Origin of the sequence: Asanoa sp. NPDC050611 (assembly GCF_040654855.1) — a bacterium.
Taxonomy (GTDB): Bacteria; Actinomycetota; Actinomycetes; order Mycobacteriales; family Micromonosporaceae; genus Asanoa.
The window spans coordinates 1-11242 of sequence record NZ_JBFAIU010000256.1 but is presented as its reverse complement, the minus strand read 5'-3'; the positions used below and the strand labels follow the sequence as shown (position 1 = coordinate 11242).

Genomic DNA, 11242 nt, shown 5'->3' with positions numbered 1-11242 from the left:
GGGCGACGACGGCAGCAGCTTCCCGGGCTTCGGCGAGCCGCCCAGCCGCGACCAGGACGCCCCGCAGGGCGGTCGCCAAGGCGCGCCCGGGCGACCGGGCGAGAACGCGTTCGCGGGCCAGCAGCCCGGCTACCCGCCGGGCTTCCCGGGTTCGCCGGCGCGCGACGACCACGGCTTCGGCGGCCCGCAGTCGGGCTACCCGGCCTCGGGCGAGCCCAACTTCGGCAACCAGCAGCCCCCGCGCCGCGGCGACGAGGGCGGTTTCGGCGGCCAGCAGTCCGGCGGGTTCCCTGGCCGCGGTGATGAGGGCGGTTTCGGCGGCCAGCCGGGTCGCGGTGACGAGGCCGGCTTTGGTGGCCAGCAGTCCGGTGGTTTCCCGGGTCGCGGTGATGAGGGCGGTTTCGGCGGCCAGCAGCCCGGTGGCTTCGCGGGTCGCGGTGACGAGGGCGGCTTCGGCGGTCAGCAGTCCGGCGGTTTCCCGGGTCGCGGTGATGAGGGCGGCCAGCAGTCCGGCGGCTTTGCGGGTCGCGGTGACGAGGGCGGTTTCGGCGGTCAGCAGTCCGGCGGTTTCCCGGGTCGCGGTGATGAGGGCGGTTTCGGCGGCCAGCAGGCCGGCGGTTTCCCGGGTCGCGGTGATGAGGGCGGTTTCGGCGGTCAGCAGTCCGGCGGTTTCCCGGGTCGCGGTGATGAGGGCGGTTTCGGCGGTCAGCAGTCCGGCGGTTTCCCGGGTCGCGGTGATGAGGGCGGTTTCGGCGGCCAGCAGTCCGGCGGTTTCCCGGGTCGCGGCGACGACGGCGGTTTCGGCAACCAGCAGGGCGGCGGTTCGCCTGGCCGCCCCGACGAGACCGGCTTCGCCGGCCAGCCCGGTTTCCCCGGGCGCGGTGACGACGGTGGCTTCGGCGGTCCGCAGCCGGGCGGTTTCCCTGGGCGTGGCGAGGACGCCGGCTTCGGCGGCCAGCCGGGCTTCCCTGGCCGCGGTGACGACGCCGGCTTCGGTGGTCCGCAGCAGCCGGGCTTCGGTGGCCAGCAGCAAGGCTTCCCCGGTCGCGGCGACGAGGGCGGTTTCGGCGGCCAGCAGGCCGGCGGTTTCCCGGGCCGCGGCGACGACAACGGCTTCGGTGGCCAGCAGCAAGGCTTCCCCGGCCGCGCCGACGACGGCGCGCCCGGCGACGGTGGCTTCGGCGCGCCCTTCGGCGGCGGCCGTCCCGAGGGCTTTGGCCCGGGCGACGCGCAGGGCCCGCCGACCGCGTTCGGTCCGCCGATCGAGGTGCCGCCTCCGCCGCCCGGTCCGCCGGGCACGTTCCGCTCCAGTGCGCGGGTCGCGCCGCCCGACGGGCGGCCGGGTGGCGAGTCGCCCGAGGGGCCGCAGGGCATCCGTCCGCCGAGCGGCTACGCCGGCAGTGTCGGGGTGCCGCCGGCGCCCGGCGGTCCGCAGGCCGGTCCGCACGGCCGGATCAGCGGCCCGCTCAACTCGGGTCGCCCGCTCGGCGCCGTCAACCGGCCCGGCAACGCCGGTGGCCCGCCGACCGCGACCTGGTCGGCCGGTCCGCCCGACGCCGACCAGAACCGGTTCGAAGCGTTCCGCCCGGACGCCGACGCGACCGCGACGACGCCCGCCGCGACTGACGACAAGCCGGAGCCGCCGGCCAAGGAGCGCAACGGCCGCGTGCTGGCGATGGTCCTCGGCGCCGCGGTGCTGCTGCTGGTGATCCCGCTGGCGGTGGTCTACCTGTTCACCCGGTCCAGCGGCGACGGCTTCAACCCGGCCGTCGGCGAGTGTGTCCGCCGGTCGGGCGACACGGCGATCTCGGCGTCCTGCGCCGAGCCGGACGCGTTCCAGGTGGTCTCGCGGGTGGACGACGCGGCCCAGTGCCCCGACAAGGGCCAGCCGATCGTCGAGGTCTCCGGTGGCCGTGCCGACAACGTGCTCTGCCTGACCCCGAAGGCGGCCGCGCCGGCCGGCAGCGGTGACCCGTCGGCCACGCCGACGAACTGACGCACGACAGCGAAAAAGGGCGGCCGATCGGCCGCCCTTTTCAACGGGGTCAGTCGCCCAGGCGGTCGCGGTTCTCGGCCAGCCAGGCGTCGAGGGCCGCGGGATCGTTGAGGTCGACCCCTTCGGCGATGAGCTGGGCGACGGCCGCGGTCGCGGGGCTGCGCCGCTCACCGGTCGTGTAGAGCCGCACGAACTCCGGCACGGTGTCCTCCACCGCCTGGTCGGTCGCCGCGACCGCCTCGGCCGGCAGGCCGCGCACCCGGGAGGCGTACGACGCCCAGGCCCGGACCACCCGGGGCAGCAGCGCGGCGTCGTCCATGTCGAGCACCGCCCGCCGGTGCACCCAGTCGAGCAGGAACAGCTCGACCACTATCGGGCTCCACCGGATCGGGTCGGCGTCGGGCAGGCTCGCCGCGTGGTCCAGCACCAGCGAGAGGCAGAAGTGCAGCGAGCCGAGGTCGCTCTCGGGCAGTTGGTCGAGCTCGAAGCGGGCCGCCTCCGGTGACGCGAGGAACGTGCGGATCAGCGCCGAACGCTGCTCGTCGCCGAGCGGCTCCGGCAGGTCGGGCACCGGGCGCAGGGTCGGCGCCGGCAACAGCGCCAGGCGGGCACCCACCAGCGCCCGGTCGGTGGCCAGCGAGCCCTCGCCGGGCAGGTCGCCCAGCTCGTCGGTGATCCGCAGGTGCCGGGCGACCTCGTCGCGCAGGGTCCGCGGGTCCTCCTCGCGGAACCAGGTCAGCCCGTCGGCGGCGCACATCCGCCGCACCTGGCCGAGGATCCGCTCGGCCGGGCCGCCGACGAAGACGTCCTTGGTGATGCCGATGTTGTGGTCGACCAGCGCGACCACGGCGTGCTCCGGGCCACCCTCGGCGTCGTCCTCGTAGGCGAACGTGGCGAGGTAGGACGTCTGGTCGCCGTACACGTCGCCATAGGCATAGGTGCCGGTCGGCCGGACCCGCCCGAGCTGGCCGGACCACGACGGCGCCTGCGCGCCGGGCTTGACGGTGGCGGCACCGGTCGCGTCGGGCACGAGGGAGGCGAAAACGGACCGGATCGTGGTCGCGGCCGCGGCCCGCCGGCGGGAGGTGGCGGTCAGGAAACCTTCGACGAAGCTGCGCACGGCGCCGGCGCGGTCCTCCTCGGCGACCGCGTAGACGCTGCCGAGCAATGCGGTGCCGAGCATCTCGGCGTCCAGCGCGCAGTCGAGCTTGTCGACGTCCCGCGCGGCCTTGAGCACGGCCTCGAAGGGGGTCTGTGGCGTCGCCATGTGACGACCCTACGCTCGTCGGCCGTAGCGGGCACTATCGGCAAAAGTGCGCTATCGGGGCGGTAGGGCGGCGGCGTACGCGTCGCGGGCGGTCGTGTAATCGCGCAGGACCACCCGGACCGGCGCGATCACGTGGTCGCGGCCCACCTCGCCGACGGACTCACGCATCCGTGCCTCGGCCCGCCGCCGGGCGCGTCGTGCACCCAGATGGATGAACGGCTTCACCAGCAGCGCGAGCAGGATGCCGGCGACCAGACCGCCCAGCAGCCCCAGCGTGGGTAGCGGGATCTCGCCGAACATCGGGTAGTCGAACCGGGGCAGCCCGAGCGCGCGGACGATGTAGCCCGCGACCAGCCAGCCGAGCCCCGCCACCGCGGCGAGGGTGAGCACCCACTGCAGCAGGCCGACAGCCCGCCACCAGGCGCGCTTGCGCTCGACGCCGAGCTCGGTGCCGGCGACGGCCTTGTCGAGGGCGTCCGGCAGGTCGCCCAGCCGGGACCGGGCGGCGCCGCCGACCGCGACCCGCCACGGCTCGGGCAGGTCGCTCGCCGCGTTGTCCGTGACGCCGCGCAGCGCGATGCCGAGCGAGGCCCGCTGCGCGGCGGTCGGGTCGGGCAGCGAGGTCCGGGCCGGCGGGGGCGGCTCGCTCCCGCCCACGGCGACCTCGGTGCCCGCCACGGGCGGGGTGTGCAGGTGGAGCCGGCGCAGCGGGTCGGGCCGCAGCTTGCGCCAGAACCTGACCAGCGGCCAGCCAGTCGCGGAACCCGCCCGGTGCCGGTAGGCCCGCTCGGTCGCGTCGGCCACGGCGGGCACGCCCGCGACGCCGGCGAGCGCGTCGGCCAGGCTGCGGACGGTGCTCTTGTCGACGTCCTCCGGCGCGGGACCGCCGACCAGGTCGTCGAGGCGGGCGAGGGTGGTGTCGACGTCGCTGCTGAGCCGGCGCAGCGCGGCCTGGCGCTCGGCCACCGTGCGTTCCAGGAGCCGGCGCAGCTCGACCATGGCCGCGTCCTGGACGGCCGCGGTGGCCAGCACCGGCACGCCGCCGAGGCCGTCCTCCTCGAGCAGCCGGCGCAGGTCGTCGAGCACCTTCGGCAGGTCGGCGGTGGACAAGCGGTCAGCCTGGTTGAGCACGACGACGGTGACGTCCTTGTGCCGGTGGAACTCGCGCAGGTAGGCCTCGTGCACCACCCGGTCGGCGTACTTCTGCGGGTCGACCACCCAGACGATCAGGTCGACGAGGCCGAGCAGCCGGTCGACCTCGACCCGGTGGGATGCCTCGACGGAGTCGAAGTCGGGCAGGTCGAGCAGCACCAGGCCGCGCAGCGCGGCCTCGTCGTCGCCGTCCAGCGGGCTCTCCCGGGCGAACCGGTTGCGCGGCAGCACGCCGACCCAGTCGAGCAGCCCGGCCGCGCCGTCGGCCGCGCCCCAGACGCAGGCGAACGCCTGGCCGGTGGTCGGGCGGCGGACCCCGACGGGCGAGAGACGCATGTGCGCCAGCGCGTTGAACAGGCTGGACTTGCCACTGCCCGTGGCGCCGGCGAGCGCGACCAGCGTGTGGTCGCGGGACAGCGCGAGCCGGCCGGTGGCCCGCTCCACCAGCGTGTGCGCCGGCACCAGCCGCTCGGACGGTAGGTGCCCGTCGGCGGCGTCGAGGAAGCCCTGCACCGCGTCGAGGCGGCCGAGCAGCACGTCGGGGTCGACGCGGCGGTTGCCGCGCAGGCTCTCCCGAACCCGGCCCAGGAACTGGGTCACTGCGGCGCCCCCGAACCTCGCTGTGGCAGCGCCAGCTTGGCGCCACTGGTGAGCGCCGCCGCCGACCGCGCCCGCTCGACCTCCTGCGCCGCCGCCCGCAGCTCGCCGCCCGGGTCCGCGTCGACGCCGACGGCCTCGATCCGGTCGAAGTAGCGGGCGGCCTCGTCGGCGAGTAGCACGTCGACCCGTTCGAGCAGGTCCTGCCGGGCCTTGGCGGCGAGCCGGCGGATCGCCTGGTCGCCGAAGATCGCCTCGAGCACCTTCTGCGCGGCCAGCGTGGTGCCGGCGGCGGTGCCGATCTCCAGGCCGGTGGGGATGAAGGCCGTCGACGCGAACACCGCGATCATGACGGCCAGGCCGGTGGCGTTCACCGCGTACGCCGCCGTCCGGGCGACGAACCGCTTGTCGCTGCCCTCCTGGCGGACCAGCTCCAGCACGCCGCGCTGCCAGTCGCGGACGAGCCGGTCGGCGCGCTCGGCGAGGTCCGGCGTCGGCCGGGCCAGCGCCGGCTCCAGCAGCGCGGCGCCCGCCGGATGGGCCTGCCAGCCGGTGTACGCGTTCTCGGCGGCATCGGCCGCGACGCCCCGCAGCAGCGTGGTGAGCTGGGACTCGATCGCCGACTTGAGCCGGTTGCCGGGCTGGGGCCGGCCGGTGACGGCGGCGGTGATCCGGTCGCGGATGCGGCCGATCCGGGCCTCCAGCCCCCGGAAGAACTCGCCGGTGCCGACGAACTCGTGCCAGCGGTTGAGCACCTCGCCGCGGAGCATCCGGCCGTCCTTGAGGCTGCGCTCGACGGTCTCGGCCGCGCCGCGGTAGGCCAGGCGTACCCGGTCGCGCAGGGCCCGGGCCGCCGCGGCCTGCTCGTCGGCGGCGGCCGCGAGCCCGTCGGCGGCCGGCCGCAGGGCCGCCACGGCGCCGTCGAGGGTCTGCCGGACCACGGCGGCGCGGGCGTTGGCGTCGCTGGCCAGCCGGTCGAACCAGGCCCGCATCTCGGCGGTGTCGCGGTGCGGAAGCAGGCCCTGGCCGTCGACGTCGGTCTCCGGGAGCACGAACAGCGGCGCCTCGGCGAGGTCGTTGGTCTCGAGCATCTCCGCCAGGTGGGCGGTCACCTCGTCACCCGCCTCGGGCGGCACCCGGTCGAGCACCAGGGCGATCACCGTGCCCCGCAGCCGGGCGGTGCGCAGCAGCTCCCACGGCACGGCGTCGGCGTAGCGGGCGGCGGTCGTGACGAACAGCCAGAGGTCGGCGGCGGCTAGCAGCTGCGCGGCCAGCTGCCGGTTCTGGTCGACCACCGAGTCGATGTCGGGCGCGTCGAGGAACGCCAGCCCCGGAGTCAGCGCGGGCGCGGCGACGAGCTGCAGCGTCCGCGGATCGTCGCTGGGCTGGGTCGTCCGGGTCAGCCCGGGCAGCAGGTCGCCCTGCCGGAACCACTGGCTGTCGGACGGGTTGCAGACCAGGACGGGCGCCCGGGTGGTCGGCCGCAGCACGCCGGGCGCGCTGACCCGGGCCTGCACGAGGCTGTTGACCAAGGTCGACTTGCCGGCACCGGTGGAGCCGCCGACCACGACGAGTAACGGCGCGTCGAGCCGGGCCAGCCTGGGCAGGAGATAGTCGTCGAGCTGATCGATGAGCGCGGCGCCGACCTTGCGGGCCTCGGCCGCCGAGGTCAAGGCCAGGGGGTAGTCGGCGGCGGAGATCGCTGCCCGTAGTCGGCCCAGCGCGCCGGGTAGCCCCTCGGGAGCCACCGCCGCTACCTGCGTCGTCACGGGTAAAGCGTGCCCGATCTATGCAGCCTGTTCAACAGGAACGCGGCGGTTGAAGTTGCGCGAACCACACTCAACCCAATTTGACGACTGGCGTGATCGTGGCATCATTGAGCCCGATCCACTCAACTTGAGATAAGGAAGTAGCCATGGCACGTGCGGTCGGCATCGACCTCGGCACGACGAACTCGGTCGTCAGCGTCCTCGAAGGCGGTGAGCCCACCGTCATCGCAAACGCGGAGGGTGCGCGCACGACCCCCTCGATCGTCGCGTTCGCCCGCAACGGCGAGGTGCTCGTCGGTGAGGTCGCCAAGCGCCAGGCGGTGACCAACCCGGATCGGACGATCCGTTCGGTCAAGCGGGAAATGGGCACCAACTGGTCGATTGACATCGATGGCAAGAAATACACCTCGCAGGAGATCTCTGCCCGCGTCCTGATGAAGCTCAAGCGGGACGCCGAGGCCTACCTGGGCGAGCAGATCGCCGACGCGGTTATCACCGTCCCGGCGTACTTCAACGACGCCCAGCGCCAGGCCACCAAGGAGGCCGGCGAGATCGCGGGCTTCAACGTGCTCCGGATCGTCAACGAGCCGACGGCGGCGGCCCTGGCCTACGGCCTCGACAAGGGCTCCAAGGAGCAGACCGTCCTGGTGTTCGACCTCGGTGGCGGCACGTTCGACGTGTCCGTCCTCGAGCTCGCCGAGGGCGTCGTCGAGGTCAAGTCCACCTCGGGCGACAACCACCTCGGTGGTGACGACTGGGACGAGCGGGTCATCGAGCACCTGGTCAAGACGTTCCGCGGCCAGCACGGCATCGACCTCTCGCAGGACAAGATGGCGCTGCAGCGGCTGCGTGAGGCCGCCGAGAAGGCCAAGATCGAGCTTTCCGCGGCGACCACCACCAACATCAACCTGCCCTACATCACCGCCGGGCAGGCCGGCCCGCTGCACCTCGACGTGACGCTGTCCCGGTCGGAGTTCCAGCGGATGACGCAGGACCTGCTGGACCGCACCAAGCAGCCGTTCGAGCAGGCCATCAAGGACGCCGGCGTCAAGGTCGCCGACGTCGACCACGTCATCCTGGTCGGTGGCTCGACCCGGATGCCGGCCGTGACCGACCTGGTCAAGCAGCTCACCGGCAAGGAGCCCAACAAGGGCGTCAACCCCGACGAGGTCGTCGCGGTCGGTGCCGCGCTGCAGGCCGGCGTGCTCAAGGGCGAGGTCAAGGACGTTCTGCTCCTCGACGTCACCCCGCTGAGCCTCGGCATCGAGACCAAGGGCGGCATCTTCACCAAGCTGATCGAGCGCAACACCACGATCCCGACGAAGCGCTCCGAGGTCTTCACGACGGCCGACGACAACCAGCCGTCCGTGCTGATCCAGGTCTTCCAGGGCGAGCGTGAGATCGCGGCCTACAACAAGAAGCTCGCCACCTTCGAGCTCACGGGTCTCCCGCCGGCGCCGCGCGGCGTGCCGCAGATCGAGGTCACCTTCGACATCGACGCCAACGGCATCGTCCACGTCAACGCCAAGGACCTGGGCACCGGCAAGGAGCAGTCGATGACGATCACCGGTGGCTCCGCGCTGCCGAAGGACGACATCGACCGGATGATGCGCGACGCGCAGGAGCACGCCGACGACGACAAGCGCCGGCGCGACGAGGCGGAGACCCGCAACCTCGCCGAGCAGCTCCAGTGGCAGACCGAGAAGTTCCTCGCGGAGAGCGGCGACAAGCTCCCGGGCGAGTCGCGTGACCAGATCAACGAGGCGCTGGGCGACCTGCGCAGCGCGCTCGGTGGCACCGACATCGAGAAGATCAAGTCCGCGCACGAGAAGCTGGCGCAGGTCTCGCAGCAGGCCGGCTCGCTGCTCTACTCGCAGCAGCAGGCCGAGCAGCAGGCGGGCCCCGGCGGCCCCGGCACGGCCGGCCCCGGCCCCGACGGCGCCGCCGGCCCGGGCACCGGTGCTCCCGGTGGCAACGGCAGCGGTCCGGACGACGTGGTCGACGCCGAGATCGTCGAGGACGACAAGAAGTGACCCGACGGCAAGCGACGTCAGTGAGGATGTCGGCATGACGGAAAAGCCACGAGCCGCCGACCCGGCCGCCGCCGGGTCGGCGCCGGGTGGCACCGAGCGCGACCAAGCCGACGGCAAGGAAGCGGAGCGGATCGTCATCCGGGACAAGCGACGGATCGACGCGACCGGCAAGCTCAGGACCGAGAAGGACGAGCCTGCGGAGCCGGCCGCCAAGGAGGACACCGAGGTGCCCGGCCCAGAAGCCCCGGCCGAGCAGCAGCCGGTCGACACCCCGGCGCCGGCCGCTGACGCCGGCACCGAGGAGAAGCCGGCCGAGCAGCTGGAAGAGCCGGCCGCACCGGCCGGGCTCGGAGCTGAGCTGGAGTCGCTGCGGGCCGACCTGGAGGAGCGCACCCGCGACCTCCAGCGGGTGTCCGCGGAATACGCCAACTACCGGAAGCGGGTCGACCGCGACCGGGGCCTGGCGGCGGAGCAGACCACCGGCCAGGTGATCAGCACGCTGCTGCCGGTGCTGGACGACCTCGACCGGGCGCGGGAACACGGCGACCTGGTCGGGCCGTTCGGAAGTGTGGCGGAACAGCTCGTCACGGCCCTGGGCAAGTTCGGGCTGACCGCGTTCGGCGAGAAGGGCGACCCGTTCGACCCGACCCGCCACGACGCGGTGGCCCACCTGACCTCGGCCGAGGTCACGGAGCCGACGTGCATCGACGTGATGCGCCGCGGCTACCAGCTCGGCGACCGCCTGCTGCGACCGGCGCTGGTCGCGGTGGCCGACCCCGAGTGACCCGAAACCTGCGGATAGTCGGAAGGGAGGCGGACTGACGTGGGCTCCAAGGATTGGCTGGAGAAGGACTTCTACGCCGTGCTCGGCGTTCCGAAGTCCGCCTCCGCCGACGACATCAAGCGCAGCTACCGCAAGCTGGCCCGGGAGCTGCACCCCGATCACAACCCGGGCAACAGCGAGGCCGAGGACCGCTTCAAGGCGGTCTCCGAGGCGTACGACGTGCTCTCCGACACCGGTCGGCGCAAGGAGTACGACGAGATGCGCTCGCTCTTCGGCGCGGGCGCGTTCCGGCGGGGCGCGCGCACCGGCGGCGGGCCCGGCCCGGGTGGCTTCGACGCCTCGGACCTGTCGGACCTGTTCGGAGGCTTCGGCGGCGGTGGCGGCCCGACCACGGGCACCGGTCGCGACGGCCGGTTCGGTGGAGCGGGCTTCTCCGACCTGTTCGGCTCGATCTTCTCGGGCGGCGCGCGGACCCAACCCCGCGGCCCCGGCCGCGGTCGTGACGTCGAGGCCGAGGTCACGCTCGACTTCGGCGACGCCGTCCGCGGCGTGACGCTGCCGCTGACGTTGCGGGCGCCCGGCGTCTGCGACACCTGCCACGGCAACGGTGCCAAGCCGGGCACCCAGCCGCGCACCTGCCCGCAGTGCCAGGGCTCCGGGCTGATCACCCGCAACCAGGGCTCGTTCAGCTTCTCGGAGCCGTGCCGCGAGTGCCAGGGCGTCGGCTCGATCGTCGACGAGAAGTGCCCGGAGTGCCGCGGCACCGGCGGCGTCACCAAGGCCCGCACGCTCAACGTGCGGTTCCCGGCCGGCGTCTCCGACGGGCAGCGCATCCGGCTGGCCGGCCGGGGCGAGGCCGGCGAGCGCGGTGGTCCCCCCGGCGACCTCTACGTGCTGGTGCGGGTCCGGGCCGACGACATGTTCGGCCGGTCCGGCAACGACCTGACCATCACCGCTCCGATCACCTACCCGGAGGCGGTGTTCGGCACCGACCTGCGGGTGCCCACGCTGGACGGTTACGTGACGCTGCGGGTGCCGCCGGGCACGCCGGCGGGCCGGGTCCTGCGGGCCCGGGGCAAGGGCGTGACCAAGCGCGATGGACAGGCCGGTGACCTCCTCGTCACGATAGAGGTGGCCGTGCCGACGGCCTTGACCGACGAGGCCCGCGAGGCGCTGGAGAAGTTCGCCGTGCTCTCGCCGGACGCGGGTCGCGACACCTTGTGGCGGAGGTGAGACGTCCGATGGCGTCCTACGAGGAACAGGAAATCTCGGTCACGATCGAAGCGTCGTCAGACGCCAAGGTCCTGATCATCTCGGTCGCGGCGCGGATGGCCGGCATGCACCCGCAGACACTGCGGCAGTACGACCGGCTCGGGCTGGTGCAGCCCGGCCGGGCGGCCGGCGGCGGGCGCCGCTACAGCACCCGCGACGTCGAGTTGCTGCGCGAGGTGCAGCGGCTCAGCCAGGACGAGGGTGTCAACCTCGAGGGCATCCGCCGCATCATCGGGCTTGAGCAGACCGTGGGCGACCTGCGCGACCGGGTCGCCGACCTCGAGGCGGCACTGACCGCGGCCTACCAGCGGATCGCCGAGCTGGAGGCGGTCAGCGCCTACCCGCGCGGCGACCTGGTGCCGACCGCGCGCG

Annotated in this window: 9 protein-coding genes; 5 read left to right on the top strand and 4 right to left on the bottom strand. The window is 73.7% G+C overall.

What is annotated here, in order from left to right; genetic code table 11:
* The coding region (locus AB0H87_RS30125) for a hypothetical protein (RefSeq protein ID WP_360153035.1) at positions 1-1132 on the bottom strand (1132 nt) is incomplete at its 3' end.
* A 135-nt stretch (positions 1133-1267) separates the two neighbouring features.
* On the opposite strand from AB0H87_RS30125, the gene AB0H87_RS30120 reads away from it, so the two are divergent.
* The gene (locus AB0H87_RS30120; RefSeq protein WP_360153032.1) at positions 1268-1996 is read left to right on the top strand and encodes a hypothetical protein; all 729 of its coding nucleotides are present in this window, start codon (positions 1268-1270) and stop codon (positions 1994-1996) included.
* 49 nt (positions 1997-2045) lie between these two features.
* Here AB0H87_RS30120 and AB0H87_RS30115 read toward each other — a convergent pair whose 3' ends face one another.
* The 3 genes from AB0H87_RS30115 to AB0H87_RS30105 are packed head-to-tail and all read right to left on the bottom strand — an operon-like array spanning position 2046 to position 6781.
* Positions 2046-3263 (bottom strand): hypothetical protein, encoded by a 1218-nt coding sequence (locus AB0H87_RS30115; protein ID WP_360153029.1) that lies wholly within the window; start codon positions 3261-3263, stop codon positions 2046-2048.
* Between the two features lie 51 nt (positions 3264-3314).
* On the bottom strand, positions 3315-5015 hold the full coding sequence (locus AB0H87_RS30110) for a GTPase (protein ID WP_360153026.1): 1701 nt from the start codon (positions 5013-5015) through the stop codon (positions 3315-3317).
* Entirely contained in the window at positions 5012-6781 is a 1770-nt protein-coding gene (locus AB0H87_RS30105; RefSeq protein WP_360153023.1) for an ABC transporter, read from the bottom strand. Before AB0H87_RS30105 ends, AB0H87_RS30110 begins: the two co-directional genes overlap by 4 nt.
* Before the next feature lie 146 nt (positions 6782-6927).
* Between AB0H87_RS30105 and dnaK the strand changes: the two genes are divergently transcribed.
* The 4 genes from dnaK to AB0H87_RS30085 all read left to right on the top strand — a co-directional run.
* On the top strand, positions 6928-8814 hold the full coding sequence (gene dnaK / locus AB0H87_RS30100; RefSeq protein ID WP_360153020.1) for a molecular chaperone DnaK: 1887 nt from the start codon (positions 6928-6930) through the stop codon (positions 8812-8814).
* Positions 8815-8848: 34 nt separating this feature from the next.
* Positions 8849-9598 carry a nucleotide exchange factor GrpE gene (grpE, locus tag AB0H87_RS30095; RefSeq protein ID WP_360153017.1) on the top strand — a complete coding sequence of 250 codons (750 nt, stop codon included), beginning with the start codon at positions 8849-8851 and terminating at the stop codon, positions 9596-9598.
* Between the two features lie 39 nt (positions 9599-9637).
* The gene (gene dnaJ, locus AB0H87_RS30090) at positions 9638-10831 is read left to right on the top strand and encodes a molecular chaperone DnaJ (RefSeq protein ID WP_360153014.1); all 1194 of its coding nucleotides are present in this window, start codon (positions 9638-9640) and stop codon (positions 10829-10831) included.
* A gap of 8 nt (positions 10832-10839) precedes the next feature.
* Positions 10840-11242 (top strand): helix-turn-helix transcriptional regulator (locus AB0H87_RS30085; RefSeq protein ID WP_360153011.1); only part of this gene is annotated, 403 nt, incomplete at its 3' end.